At 64.3% G+C, this 14434-nt stretch carries 10 protein-coding genes; 9 read left to right on the plus strand and 1 reads right to left on the minus strand.

Translation table 11 applies throughout. The features are described from left to right. Positions 1-37: 37 nt before the first annotated feature. Entirely contained in the window at positions 38-928 is an 891-nt protein-coding gene (locus ACIPIJ_RS21430; RefSeq protein WP_401080283.1) for a LysR family transcriptional regulator ArgP, read from the minus strand. 101 nt (positions 929-1029) lie between these two features. On the opposite strand from ACIPIJ_RS21430, the gene ACIPIJ_RS21435 reads away from it, so the two are divergent. The 9 genes from ACIPIJ_RS21435 to ACIPIJ_RS21475 all read left to right on the plus strand — a co-directional run bounded on the left by ACIPIJ_RS21435 (position 1030) and on the right by ACIPIJ_RS21475 (position 14434). Beyond that, complete coding sequence (locus tag ACIPIJ_RS21435; protein ID WP_401080285.1) at positions 1030-1629, plus strand: LysE/ArgO family amino acid transporter; 600 nt, start codon at positions 1030-1032, stop codon at positions 1627-1629. Between the two features lie 192 nt (positions 1630-1821). Continuing rightward, positions 1822-2418 (plus strand): superoxide dismutase, encoded by a 597-nt coding sequence (locus ACIPIJ_RS21440; RefSeq protein WP_401080287.1) that lies wholly within the window; start codon positions 1822-1824, stop codon positions 2416-2418. A gap of 257 nt (positions 2419-2675) precedes the next feature. Beyond that, positions 2676-4727 (plus strand): putative bifunctional diguanylate cyclase/phosphodiesterase, encoded by a 2052-nt coding sequence (locus ACIPIJ_RS21445; protein WP_401080289.1) that lies wholly within the window; start codon positions 2676-2678, stop codon positions 4725-4727. Positions 4728-4875: 148 nt separating this feature from the next. Further along, complete coding sequence (locus ACIPIJ_RS21450; RefSeq protein ID WP_401080291.1) at positions 4876-6213, plus strand: imelysin family protein; 1338 nt, start codon at positions 4876-4878, stop codon at positions 6211-6213. Positions 6214-6440: 227 nt separating this feature from the next. After that, positions 6441-7868, plus strand: coding sequence for a di-heme oxidoredictase family protein (locus ACIPIJ_RS21455; RefSeq protein WP_401080293.1), 1428 nt, complete (start codon positions 6441-6443; stop codon positions 7866-7868). A gap of 18 nt (positions 7869-7886) precedes the next feature. Further along, a complete protein-coding gene (locus ACIPIJ_RS21460) occupies positions 7887-8951 on the plus strand; it encodes an imelysin family protein (RefSeq protein WP_401080294.1) in 1065 nt (354 codons plus the stop codon). A 2-nt stretch (positions 8952-8953) separates the two neighbouring features. Further along, positions 8954-10051 carry a DUF1513 domain-containing protein gene (locus ACIPIJ_RS21465; RefSeq protein ID WP_401080296.1) on the plus strand — a complete coding sequence of 366 codons (1098 nt, stop codon included), beginning with the start codon at positions 8954-8956 and terminating at the stop codon, positions 10049-10051. A gap of 176 nt (positions 10052-10227) precedes the next feature. Beyond that, positions 10228-11376: an efflux RND transporter periplasmic adaptor subunit gene (locus ACIPIJ_RS21470; protein WP_401080298.1), complete on the plus strand. Its 1149-nt coding sequence runs from the start codon at positions 10228-10230 to the stop codon at positions 11374-11376. A 13-nt stretch (positions 11377-11389) separates the two neighbouring features. Then, positions 11390-14434, plus strand: a complete 3045-nt coding sequence (locus ACIPIJ_RS21475) for a multidrug efflux RND transporter permease subunit (RefSeq protein ID WP_401080300.1) — start codon at positions 11390-11392, stop codon at positions 14432-14434.

Genomic DNA, 14434 nt, shown 5'->3' on the forward strand with positions numbered 1-14434 from the left:
CGCCTCAGATTTCAGATGCAACAGACGCCGGCCGCTTCTACAACGGCACCAGCCAATGCCGTGCCGTGTGCCGCAGGTGCTCGGTCAGTTGCGCGAGCAGGTGCCCGCCATTGCGCCAATGATGCCAGTACAGCGGCACGTCGATAGGGGTATCGGCAGATATTTCCACCAGTGTGCCCTCCGCCAATTGCTCACGGGCCTGCAGCTCGGGTACCAGCCCCCACCCCAGGCCGGCCTCGGTCATGCGCAGGAAGCCTTCGGACGACGGGCACAGGTGGTGCAGGAAGCCGTCCTCGATCCCCAGCGAAGCCAGGTAACGGTGCTGCAGGAAATCATCCGGGCCATACACGATGGCCGGTGTACGCGCCAGGCGCTTGGCCTCGAACCCCTGCGGGAAATACCGCGCCATGAACCCCGGGCTGGCCAGCGCGCGGTAGCGCATGGCGCCCAGCGGCAGGCTGCGCGCCCCGGCCACCGGCCGCTCGCTGCCGCACAGGCAAGCCGCCACCTCGCCAGCACGCATGCGCTTGAGGCCGACCTCCTGGTCTTCCACCACCAGGTCGGTGAGCACCTGCTGCTCGGCGCAAAAGGTGCCCACCGCGCCCGCCCACCAGGTGGCCAGGCTGTCGGCATTGAGCGCGATGCGCAGACGCTCCGGCATGCCCTCCTCGTCCAATGCCGGCACCTGGCGTTGCAGGTCGCGCTCAAGCAAACGCACCTGCTGCACATGGTTGAGCAACTGCCGACCGACCTCGGTCGGGCTCGGTGGCGTGACGCGCACCAGCACGGGCTGGCCGACCCGCGCCTCAAGCAGTTTGATGCGCTGGGAGATCGCCGATTGCGACAGCCCCAGCACTTGCGCGGCACGCTCGAAGCCACCTTGCTCGATCACCGCCGCAAGGGCGGCCAGCAGCTTGTAGTCGAACATCGATTTCCCTAATGCCTGATCAGCTTTATTTGTTTTTCTTATACAGGGCCGATCCCCACAATGGCCAGCATCAACTTCGGATCTTTCTGGGAGCACCTGCCATGTGGCAAAGCTATCTGAACGGCATGCTGGTCGCGTTCGGCCTGATCATGGCCATCGGCGCACAGAACGCCTTCGTCCTGGCGCAGAGCCTGCGCCGCGAGCATCACCTGCCGGTGGCGGCGCTGTGCATCGTCTGCGACGCATTGCTGGTGGCGGCCGGGGTGTTCGGCCTGGCCACGGTGCTGGCGCATAACCCGACATTGCTGGCAATTGCCCGCTGGGGTGGCGCGGTGTTCCTGATCTGGTACGGCGCCAAGGCGCTGCGCAGCGCCTGCGCCAAGCAGAGCCTGCAACACCAGGAAGGCCAAGGCATGCGCTCACGGCGCGCGGTGCTGCTCAGTGCCCTGGCGGTCACCCTGCTCAACCCGCATGTATACCTGGACACCGTGCTGCTGATCGGCTCGCTCGGCGCCCAGCAGACCGTGCCCGGTGCCTACGTGGCCGGAGCCGCCAGTGCCTCGCTGGTGTGGTTTTCGACCCTGGCGATCGGCGCCGCCTGGCTGGCGCCCTGGCTGGCACGTCCAGCCACCTGGCGCATGCTCGACCTGATGGTGGCGGTGATGATGTTCGCCGTGGCGGCGCAGCTGATCTTCAGTTGACGCCCACCCGTCGGCGCCAGCCAACCGCTCTGGAACCTCTATTCCCTATCTTTGTTGCGTGGTTATGCGCCGGGGCTGGTGCTATGATCCAGCCCTTGCGTCGCAAAGAGTACAAACTCGCCGACGCACATAGGGCCGCCCGTGATCGGCCTTGCGCAAACCGCGAACTAGACCTGAATCAGGAGATCCACCATGGCTTTTGAATTGCCGCCGCTGCCGTACGCCCACGATGCCCTGCAGCCGCACATCTCCAAGGAAACCCTGGAGTTTCACCACGACAAGCACCACAACACCTATGTCGTGAACCTGAACAACCTGGTCCCAGGCACCGAATTCGAAGGCAAAAGCCTGGAAGAGATCGTCAAGAGCTCTTCGGGCGGCATCTTCAACAACGCCGCTCAAGTCTGGAACCACACCTTCTACTGGAACTGCCTGGCCCCTAACGCCGGTGGCCAACCGACCGGTGCCCTGGCCGACGCCATCAACGCCGCGTTCGGTTCCTTCGACAAGTTCAAGGAAGAGTTCACCAAGACTTCGGTTGGCACCTTCGGTTCCGGCTGGGGCTGGCTGGTGAAGAAAGCCGACGGTTCCCTGGCCCTGGCCAGCACCATCGGCGCCGGCTGCCCGCTGACCAGCGGCGACACCCCGCTGCTGACCTGCGACGTCTGGGAACACGCCTACTACATCGACTACCGCAACCTGCGTCCGAAGTACGTCGAAGCGTTCTGGAACCTGGTCAACTGGGCCTTCGTTGCCGAGCAGTTCGAAGGCAAGACCTTCAAGGCCTGAATATTCACGCCCTGAACAAAAACCCGGCCATGTGCCGGGTTTTTTTATGCCACGCGGGTTCAAGCGACAGTTTTCCTTGTGGCTCTTGCTCACCCCGTATAGCACGCTAACATCAAACGTCTGGAAGTTCGCTACAGCGCACTCAAGTTGCGGGGTCAGGCAACCGATACACTGCTCAGGACAGCCCCACCGGCCGATAGTGTATTGCCAAAGTTGATGGCAAAATGATGCCATGCGCATGGATTAAGGAAACCCCATTGAAGCTGGAATTGCGGAACAGCTTATCGGTCAAGTTGCTCAGGGTCGTGCTCCTTTCGGCGCTGGCGGTCGGTGTCGTCCTTAGTTGCGCGCAAATCGTCTACGACACCTACAAGACCCGCCAGGCCGTCAACAATGACGCCCAGCGTATTCTCGACATGTTCCGCGACCCCTCCACCCAGGCGGTCTACAGCCTCGACCGGGAAATGGGCATGCAGGTGATGGAAGGCCTGTTCCAGGACGAATCGGTACGCCAGGCCTCGATCGGCCACCCCAACGAAACCATGCTCGCCGAAAAGTCCCGCCCGCTGCAGGACTCGCCCATGCGCTGGTTGACCGACCTGATCCTCGGCCAGGAACGCACCTACACCACCCAACTGGTCGGCCGTGGCCCCTACAGCGAGTACTACGGCGACCTCAGCATCACCCTCGACACCGCCGCCTACGGTGAAGGTTTCCTGATCAACGCCATCATCATCTTCATTTCCGGCGTGTTGCGCGCCCTGGCCATGGGCCTGGTGCTGTACCTGGTCTACCACTGGCTGCTGACCAAGCCGCTGTCGAAGATCATCGAGCACCTCACCCAGATCAACCCCGACCGCCCCAGCCAACACCAGATCCCGCTGCTCAAGGGCCACGAGAAAAACGAACTGGGTATCTGGGTCAATACCGCCAACCAGCTGCTGGCCTCGATCGAGCGCAATACCCACTTGCGCCACGAGGCCGAGAACAGCCTGCAGCGCATGGCCCAGTACGACTTCCTCACCGGCCTGCCGAACCGCCAGCAGCTGCAGGCGCAACTGGACAAGATCCTGGTCGACGGCGGCCGCCTGCAACACCGCGTGGCCGTGCTGTGCGTGGGGCTGGACGATTTCAAAGGCATCAACGAGCAATTCAGCTACCAGGTCGGCGACCAGCTGCTGCTAGCGCTGGCCGACCGCCTGCGCGCCCACAGTGGCCGGCTGGGCGCACTGGCGCGTCTGGGGGGCGACCAGTTCGCCCTGGTCCAGGCCAACATCGAACAACCCTACGAAGCCGCAGAACTGGCCCAGAGCATCCTCGACGACCTGGAAGTGCCGTTCGGTTTAGACCATCAGCAGATCCGCCTGCGCGCCACCATCGGCATCACGCTGTTCCCCGAAGACGGCGACAGCACCGAGAAGTTGCTGCAGAAAGCCGAGCAGACCATGACCCTGGCCAAGGCCCGCTCGCGCAACCGCTACCAGTTCTACATCGCCAGCGTCGACAGCGAGATGCGCCGCCGCCGCGAGCTGGAAAAAGACCTGCGCGAAGCCTTGTCGCGCAACCAGCTGTACCTGGTGTACCAGCCGCAGATCAGCTACCGCGACCACCGCGTGGTCGGCGTTGAAGCCCTGCTGCGCTGGCAGCACCCGGATCTGGGCATGGTCCCGCCCGACCAGTTCATCCCGCTGGCCGAGCAGAACGGCTCCATCATCACCATCGGCGAATGGGTGCTCGACCAGGCCTGCCGGCAGCTGCGCGAATGGCACGACCTGGGTTTCAGCGAGCTGCGCATGGCGGTCAATCTGTCCACCGTACAACTGCACCACAACGAACTGCCGCGGGTGGTCAACAACCTGCTGCAGGCCTACCGCCTGCCGCCGCGCAGCCTGGAACTGGAAGTCACCGAAACCGGCCTGATGGAAGATATCAGCACCGCCGCCCAGCACCTGCTGAGCCTGCGCCGCTCCGGGGCGATGATCGCCATCGACGACTTCGGCACCGGCTACTCGTCGCTGAGTTACCTGAAATCGCTGCCGCTGGACAAGATCAAGATCGATAAGAGCTTCGTCCAGGACCTGCTCGACGACGACGACGATGCCACCATCGTTCGGGCGATCATCCAGCTGGGCAAGAGCTTAGGGATGCAGGTGATCGCCGAGGGCGTGGAGACCGCCGAGCAGGAGACCTACATCATCGCCCAGGGTTGCCATGAAGGTCAGGGTTACCACTACAGCAAGCCGCTGTCGGCGCGCGAGTTGACCAGTTTCCTGCGCCAAGCGCAGCGCAATCAGGTTTCTGCCTTCTGACCCCTGCCGTTGCGGGTTACAACCCGTGACCTGCATTTGCATGAATTGCGTGCTGGCCCCTTTACAGCAAATGCAAATCTTTCGCATGATGTGGCGGTTTCACGTGCCACGGCGCACTGTCCAACCACACGACGCAGGGAAACCAATAATGATTCGAATGCCTCTGGCCTCCGCCAGTCTGCTGGCCATCGCCATCGCTCTCGCCGGCTGCGGTGAGGGCAAGGACGACAAAGCCGCCGCCCCGCAAGCTCAGGCACCGGCTGCCGCCAGCACCACCGCTGCGGCGCCTGGGGCTATCGACGAAGCGGCCGGCAAGGCCGTGGTCAAGCATTACGCCGATATGGTCTACGCCGTGTACAGCGACTCGCTGAGCACCGCCAAGACCCTGCAGACCGCCATCGATGCGTTCCTCGCAACGCCCAACGACGACACCCTGAAAGCCGCCAAGGCCGCCTGGGCCGCCGCACGCGTTCCGTACCTGCAGAGCGAAGCCTTCCGCTTCGGCAACACCATCATCGACGACTGGGAAGGCCAGGTGAACGCCTGGCCCCTGGACGAAGGCCTGATCGACTACGTCGACAAGAGCTACGAGCACGCCCTGGGCAACCCGGCGGCCGGCGCCAACATCATCGCCAACACCGAGATCCAGGTCGGCGAAGAGAAGGTCGATGTCAAGGACATCACCCCTGAGAAACTGGCCAGCCTGAACGAGCTGGGCGGTTCCGAAGCCAACGTCGCCACCGGCTACCACGCCATCGAGTTCCTGCTCTGGGGCCAGGACCTCAACGGCACCGGCCCAGGCGCGGGCAACCGCCCGGCCTCCGACTACCTCGAAGGCAAAGGCGCCACCGGTGGCCACAACGACCGTCGTCGTGCCTACCTGAAGGCGGTCACCGAGCTGCTGGTCAAGGACCTCGAAGAGATGGTCGGCAACTGGGCGCCGAACGTCGCCGACAACTACCGCGCCACGCTGGAAGCCGAGCCGGTGACCGACGGCCTGCGCAAGATGCTGTTCGGCATGGGTAGCCTGTCGCTGGGCGAACTGGCCGGTGAGCGCATGAAAGTCTCGCTGGAAGCCAACTCGCCGGAAGACGAGCAGGACTGCTTCAGCGACAACACCCACTACTCGCACTTCTACGACGCCAAGGGCATCCGTAACGTCTACCTGGGCGAATACACCCGCGCCGACGGCACCCAGCTGACCGGCCCGAGCCTGTCGTCGCTGGTGGCCAAGGCCGACCCGGCCGCCGACGCGACCCTCAAGGCCGACCTGGAAGCCACCGAGGCGAAGATCCAGGTGATCGTCGACCACGCACTCAAAGGCGAGCACTACGACCAGCTGATCGCTGCCGACAACGCTGCCGGCAACCAGATCGTGCGCGATGCCATCGCCTCCCTGGTCAAGCAGACCGGTGCCATCGAGCAGGCCGCAGGCAAGCTGGGCATTGCCAACCTGAACCCGGACACTGCCGATCACGAATTCTGATTCGGCAGTAAGGGTGTTCTGAAAGAGGCGGCCTTCGGGTCGCCTTTTTTCTTGCTGTGTCCCATCGACGACCATGAGAACCGGGGAGTACCTGTGGGAGCCGGCTTGCCGGCGATGGGGCCGGTGCTGACACCAATTTCATCCAGTAATTGCAAATTGCTCTTATTCAAACTCCCCCACTTTGCTAAGCTTACACGCCGGTTTTTCGCCCTCGCCCAGGATTTTGCATGTCCTTGTCGCTGCCCCGACTGTCCCCTCTGCTGCTGGCCCTCGCCCTTGCCGCCTGTGACGACGCCCCGCGTTTCACCCAGGCCGAGCCCGGCGAAGCGCTGTCGGGTGGCCAGGCGACCGTCCAACGCAGTGACCGCAACGCCTTTTCCCTGCCGTCGGCCAACCTCTCGCCCGAGCGGCGCCTGGACTTTGCCGTCGGCAACAGCTTCTTTCGCAACCCTTGGGTGATCGCCCCGTCCACCACCACCGCCCGCGATGGCCTGGGCCCGCTGTTCAACACCAACGCCTGCCAGAACTGCCACGTGCGCGACGGCCGTGGCCATCCGCCAGCGCCTGGTGACAGCAACGCGGTGTCAATGCTGGTGCGCCTGTCGATCCCCGACCAACCTTACCTGGCCAAGGAAATCGAGCGCCTGGGCGTGGTCCCTGAACCGGTCTACGGCACCCAGCTACAGGACATGGCCGTCCCCGGCGTGGCGCCCGAAGGCAAGGTGCGCGTGACCTACGCAAACCAGACCGTTGCCTTCAAGGACGGCCACCAGGTCGAACTGCGACGCCCGACCCTGCAGATCACCCAGCTCGGCTACGGCCCGATGCACCCCGACACCCGTTTCTCCGCACGCGTGGCACCGCCGATGATCGGGCTGGGCCTGCTCGAAGCCATCCCCGAAGCCGACCTCCTGGCCAACGAAGACCCGGATGATCGCAACCGCGATGGCATTCGCGGGCGGGCCAACCGCGTGTGGGATGACACCCAGGGCACGACCGTGGTCGGCCGCTTCGGTTGGAAGGCTGGGCAGCCCAATGTCAACCAGCAGAACGTGCATGCCTTCGTCGGCGACATGGGCCTGACCAGCACCCTGCAGCCCAAGGACGATTGCACCCCGGCGCAACGCGACTGCCTGGCCGCGCCCAATGGCGACGGTACCCACGGCGAAAAGGAAGTCAGCGACAACATCCTGCGCCTGGTGACCTTCTACACCCGCAACCTCGGCGTGCCGGCCCGCCGCAATGTCGGCGCGCCACAGGTACTGGCCGGTAAGAACCTGTTCTTCCAGGCCGGCTGCCAGGGCTGCCACACGCCACAGTTCACCACCGCCGCCGACGCCAGCGAGCCCGAGCTGGCCGGCCAGGTGATCCGCCCTTACAGCGACCTGTTGCTGCATGACATGGGCGCGGGCCTGGCCGACGAGCGCACCGAATTCGCCGCCAACGGCCAGGACTGGCGAACCCCACCTCTGTGGGGCATTGGCCTGACCGAAGCGGTCAGTGGCCACACCCAGTACCTGCACGACGGCCGCGCCCGCAACCTGCTCGAAGCCGTGCTCTGGCACGGCGGCGAAGCGCAGGCGGCGCGCGACCATGTATTGACCTTCGATGCCGAGCAGCGCGCTGCGCTGCTGGCGTTCCTGAACTCACTTTAAACGCGCAAGGAGCCGGGCATGTTCCGACCCAAACTGTTGTTCACCAGCCTCGCCGCACTCGCCCTCGGTGCCTGCTCGCCGCAGGACCCACAGGCCGTGACCTCCGCCGCCATCGCCAAGCAGGTGATCCTGCCGACCTACAGCCGCTGGGTCGAAGCCGACCGCCAACTGGCCGCCAGCGCCCTGGCCTTCTGCGAAGGCAAAGAGAGCCTGGACACCGCCCGCGCCGACTTCCTCAACGCGCAAAAAGCCTGGGCGGAGCTGCAGCCCCTGCTGGTCGGCCCGCTGGCCGAAGGCAACCGTGCCTGGCAAGTGCAGTTCTGGCCCGACAAGAAAAACCTGGTCGGCCGCCAGGTCGAGCAACTGGTCAATGGCGACAAGCCGGTGGATGCTGACACCCTGGGCAAATCCAGTGTCGTGGTGCGCGGCCTGTCGGCTTACGAGTACATCCTCTTCGACAGCAAGCCGGATGTCGCCACGGCCGAACAGAAAGCCCGCTATTGCCCGCTGCTGGTCGCCATCGGCGAACACCAGAAGGCCTTGGCCGAAGAGATCCTCAAGGGCTGGAACAGCACCGACGGCATGCTTTCGCAGATGACCAAGTTCCCTAACCAGCGCTACGCCGATTCCCACGAGGCCATCGCCGACCTGCTGCGCTCACAGGTGACCGCGCTCGATACCCTGAAGAAGAAGCTCGGCGCGCCGATGGGCCGCCAGAGCAAAGGCATCCCGCAGCCGCTGCAGGCAGAGGCCTGGCGCAGCCACTCGTCGATCAAGAGCGTGGAAGCCACTCTCAAGGCCGCCCAGGCGGTCTGGGTCGGGGTCGACAATCAGGGCCTGCGCGGCCTGCTGCCCAGCGATCAGAAAGCCCTGGCAGAAAAAATCGACGCCGCCTATGCCAGCTCGCTCAAACTGCTGGCCGACAACCAGAAGACCCTGGGCGAGCTGCTGGCCGACGATGCAGGCCAGCAGAGCCTCAATCAGATCTACGACAGCCTCAACGTGGTTCACCGCTTGCACGAAGGCGAACTGGCCAAGGCGTTGAACATCCAGCTGGGCTTCAATGCCAACGACGGTGACTGATCATGCTGCGACGCCAGGCCCTCAAACTCGGTAGCGTATTGCTCAGCGCCCTGACCCTGGGCGGCTGGAGCCTGTTGCGCAACAAAGGCAGTGAACCCTTGCTGCTGTCGGCGCGTGACGATGGCGACGGCAAGCACTATGCGGTCGGGTTCCGCCTGGACGGCACCCAGGTGTTCAGCACCCAGGTGGCCCAGCGTTGCCATGCCATCATCCACCACCCGGAACTGCCGATCGCCCTGTTCGTCGCACGCCGCCCCGGTACCGAAAGCTACCTGGTCGACCTGCGCGACGGGCGCCTGCTGCAGACCGTCACGTCGCAGCCGAACCGCCACTTCTATGGCCACGCGGTGGTCCACAAAGGCGGTGAATGGCTGTATGCCACCGAGAACGACACCACCGACCCTGGGCGTGGCGTGCTGGGTGTGTACCGCTTCGAAGGCGAGCGGCTGGTGCACACTGGCGAAATTTCGACCCACGGCATCGGCCCCCATGAAGTGGCTTGGCTGCCAGACGGCGAGACCCTGGTCGTGGCCAACGGCGGCATTCGCACCGAGGCCGAGAGCCGGGTCGAAATGAACCTCAATGCGATGGAGCCGAGCCTGGTGCTGATGCAGCGTGACGGCACCCTGCTGAGCAAGGAGACCCTGGCCCAGCAGATGAACAGCGTGCGTCACCTGGCCGTCGGCAGCGATGGCACCATCGCCGCCTGCCAGCAGTTCATGGGCGATGCCGATGAAACCGCCGAGCTGCTGGCGATCAAGCGCCCGGGCGAGCCGTTCAAGGCCTTCCCGGTACCGGAGCGGCAACTGCAGACGATGGCCCAGTACACGGCCAGCGTCGCCATCCACAGCGACCTGCGCCTGGTGGCATTGACCGCGCCGCGGGCCAACCGCCTGTTTGTCTGGGACCTGGACAGTGGCGCGGTGAAGCTCGACGCACCGATGCCCGATTGTGCGGGGGTCGGGGCGGTGAAGGACGGCTTTGTCGTGACCTCCGGGCAAGGGCGTTGCCGGTTCTATGATTGCCGCAAGCAGGAACTGATCGGCCAGCCGATGGACCTGCCGTCCGGGTTCTGGGACAACCACCTGCACCTGGCCTGACTTTCTGGCTGTCAGTACCGGCCTCTTCGCGGGCTGCCCCGCGAAGAGGCCGGTACTGACAAACTGATTCCCCATCCCGCCAAAAACAGTCAATACTTCCCCCATCCGCACGTGGGCAGGATCGCCCGTTGTCGTGTCAAAACGAATAACAATCACGCTTCCAAGGAACCGGACTTATGCTGCGCCGCCGCATGCTCATCATGTTGGCCGTGGTTCTGCTGATCGTGTTGGCCCTGGGGGGCTACAAGGCCTTCTCGATCTACCAGCAGATCCAGATGTTCACCGCCCCCAAGCCCCCCATCACCGTGGCCGCCGCCTTGGCCGAAGAGCGCCAGTGGCAGCAGCGCCTGCCTGCGGTGGGCAGCCTCAAAGCGCTGCAAGGCGTCGAGCTGAGCCTGGAGGTCGAGGGTACGGTCAAGTCCCTGCACTTTGAGTCCGGCCAGAAGGTCAAGGCCGCGCAACTGCTGCTGCAGCTCAACGACGACCAGGAAACTGCCCTGCTCGGCACCGCCCAGGCCGACCTGGGGCTGGCCAAGGTCGACTTCGGCCGGGGCAGCCAACTGGTCGGTGACTCGGCCATCTCGCGCGGCGAGTACGACCGCCTCACCGCCCAGTACCGGCGCAACCAGGCGGTGGTCGACCAGCTGAAGGCGTCGAAGACCAAGAAGAGCATCAGTGCCCCGTTCAGCGGCACCATCGGCATTCGCCAGGTGGATGTCGGCGACTACCTGGCCGCCGGTACGGTGATCGCGACCTTGCAGGACCTCTCCAGCCTCTACGTCGACTTCAATGTGCCCGAGCAGGCACTGCCGCAACTGAGCCTGGGCCAGCAGGTGCAGGTGCAAGTGGCCGCATACCCTGGCCAGACCTTCCCGGCCAGCCTCAGCGCGATCAACCCCAAGGTCGAAGAGAGCACACGCAACCTGCTGGTGCGCGCCACCCTGGCTAACCCGGACGGTAAGCTGCTGCCAGGCATGTTCGCCAACCTGCTGGTGCTGCTGCCCGACCCGCACCCGCAGGTGGTGGTGCCGGAAAGCGCCATTACCTACACGCTGTATGGCAACTCGGTGTATATCGCCACGCCGAAAAAGGACAAGGACGGCAACCCCGAGCAGGACGACAAGGGCCAGCCGCAGCTCAGCGCCGAGCAGCGCAGCGTTCAGACAGGCGAGCGCCGCGATGGCGTGGTGGTGGTCAACAAGGGGCTCAAGGCCGGCGAGCAGGTGGTCACCGCCGGGCAGCTCAAGCTGACCCCCGGCGCGGCCATCCGCATCGGCCAGGACACGGCCCTCAAACCCGAAGCTGGCGCACCGCGCGCGGACTGACCCGGAGGCAGGCATGGCGTTCACCGACCCGTTCATCCGCCGCCCGGTACTGGCCAGCGTGGTCAGCCTGTTGATTCTGCTGCTGGGCTTCCAGGCGTGGAGCAAGCTGCAGATCCGCCAGTACCCGCAGATGGAAAACGCCCTGATCACGGTGACCACCGCCTACCCCGGGGCCAACGCCGAGACCATCCAGGGCTACATCACCCAGCCGCTGCAACAGAGCCTGGCCAGCGCCGAAGGCATCGATTACATGACCTCGGTGAGCCGGCAGAACTTCTCGATCATTTCCATCTATGCACGCATCGGCGCCGACAGCGACCGCCTGTTCACCGAGTTGCTGGCCAAGGCCAACGAAGTGCGCAACCAACTGCCGCAGGACTCGGAAGACCCCGTGCTTAGCAAGGAAGCCGCCGATGCCTCGGCGCTGATGTACATCAGCTTCTACAGCAAGGAAATGAGCAACCCGCAGATCACCGACTACCTGTCACGGGTCATCCAGCCGAAACTGGCGACCCTGCCAGGCATGGCCGAGGCCGAGATACTCGGCAACCAGGTGTTCGCCATGCGTATCTGGATCGACCCGGTCAAGCTGGCCGGCTTTGGCCTGGCCGCCACCGACGTGACCAGCGCCGTGCGCCGCTACAACTTCCTCGCCGCCGCCGGCGAGGTCAAGGGCGAGTACGTGGTCACCAGCATCAATGCCAACACCGAACTCAAATCGGCCGAGGCGTTTGCCGCACTGCCGGTCAAGACCGCAGGCAACAGCCGTGTGCTGCTGGGCGATGTGGCGCGGGTCGAGATGGGCGCGGAGAACTACGACACGGTCAGCTCGTTCGACGGCATCCCGTCGGTGTACATCGGCATCAAGGCCACGCCGGCGGCCAACCCGCTGGACGTGATCAAGGAAGTCCGGCAGATCATGCCCGAGCTGGAAAGCCAGCTGCCGTCCGCCCTCAAGGTCTCGATCGCCTACGACGCCACGCTGTTCATCCAGGCGTCCATCGACGAGGTGATCAAGACCCTTGGCGAAGCGGTGCTGATCGTCATCGTGGTGGTGTTCCTGTTCCTGGGTGCGCTGCGCTCGGTACTGATCCCGGTGGTGACCATCCCGCTGTCGATGATCGGCGTGCTGTTCTTCATGCAGATGATGGGTTACTCGCTGAACCTGCTGACCCTGCTGGCGATGGTGCTGGCCATCGGCCTGGTGGTGGACGATGCCATCGTTGTGGTGGAGAACATTCACCGGCACATGGAAGAAGGCAAATCACCGTTCGATGCAGCGCTGGAAGGCGCGCGGGAAATCGCCATGCCGGTGGTGTCGATGACCATCACCCTGGCTGCAGTGTATGCACCGATCGGCTTCCTCACCGGGCTTACCGGTGCCCTGTTCAAGGAGTTCGCCCTGACCCTGGCCGGTGCGGTGATCATCTCCGGCATCGTCGCCCTGACCTTGTCGCCGATGATGTGCGCCCTGCTGCTGCGCCAGGAGCAGAACGCCCACGGCCTGGCGCATCGCCTGGACGTGCTGTTCGAACGCCTCAAAGGCCGCTACCAGCGCCTGCTGCACACGACCCTGGAAAGCCGTCCGGTGGTGCTGGTGTTTGCCGTGATCATCCTGTGCCTGATCCCGGTGCTGCTCAAGTTCACCCAGAACGAGCTGGCACCCAACGAGGACCAGGGGGTGATCTTCATGATTAGCAGTTCGCCGCAGCCGGCCAACCTGGACTACCTGAACGCCTACACCGACCAGTTCACCCCACTGTTCAAGGCCTTCCCCGAGTACTACTCGTCGTTCCAGATCAACGGTTTCAACGGCGTGCAGAGTGGCATCGGCGGCTTCCTGCTCACGCCCTGGAACGAGCGCGACCGCACGCAGATGGAGTTGCTGCCGCTGGTGCAGGGCAAGCTTGAAGAAATCGGCGGCCTGCAGATCTTCGGCTTCAACCTGCCGTCGCTGCCAGGCACCGGCGAAGGCCTGCCGTTCCAGTTCGTGATCAATACCGCAGGCGATTACCCGGCCCTGCTGGAGGTCGCCCAACGGGTCAAGGAACGGGCCCAGGCATCGGGCAAGTTCGCCTTTCTCGACATCGACCTGGCCTTCGACAAGCCCGAAGTGGTGGTCGACATCGACCGGGCCAAGGCGGCGCAGATGGGCGTGTCCATGGACACCCTGGGCGGCACCTTGGCCACCCTGCTGGGAGAGGCGGAAATCAACCGTTTCACCCTGGAAGGCCGCAGCTACAAGGTGATCGCCCAGGTCGAGCGGCCCTACCGGGACAACGCGGGCTGGCTGAACAACTACTACGTGAAGAACGATCAGGGCCAACTGCTGCCACTGTCGACGTTGATCACCCTGAGCGACCGCGCCCGCCCACGCCAGCTCAACCAGTTCCAGCAGCTCAACTCGGCGATCATCCAGGGTGTGCCCTTGGTGAGCATCGGCGAGGCGCTGCAGACGGTTCGCGACATTGCCGCCGAGGAAGCGCCGGAAGGGTTCTCGTTCGACTATGCCGGGGCCGCACGCCAGTACATTCAAGAAGGCAGCGCGCTGTGGGTAACCTTCGGCCTGGCGCTGGCGATCATCTTCCTGGTGCTGGCGGCGCAGTTCGAAAGCTTCCGCGACCCGCTGGTGATCCTGGTGACGGTGCCATTGTCGATCTGCGGGGCGCTGTTGCCGCTGTTCCTGGGCATTTCCAGCATGAACATCTACACCCAGGTGGGGCTGGTGACACTGATCGGCCTGATCAGCAAGCACGGCATCCTGATCGTCGAGTTCGCCAACCAGTTGCGCGAGGAAAAGGGGCTGAGCGTGCGCGAGGCCATTGAAGCGGCGGCGGCCATCCGTTTACGCCCGGTGCTGATGACCACGGCGGCGATGGTGTTCGGCATGGTGCCGCTGATTCTGGCGACCGGCGCCGGGGCAGTGAGCCGGTTCGATATCGGCACGGTGATCGCGACGGGGATGTCGATCGGAACCCTGTTCACGCTATTTGTGTTGCCTTGCATCTACACGCTGTTGGCGCATAAAACCGCGGTCAAGGAGACTGTTGTTGCCTGA

The sequence above is a fragment of the Pseudomonas sp. NPDC087185 genome (assembly GCF_044744955.1).
Taxonomy (GTDB): Bacteria; Pseudomonadota; Gammaproteobacteria; order Pseudomonadales; family Pseudomonadaceae; genus Aquipseudomonas.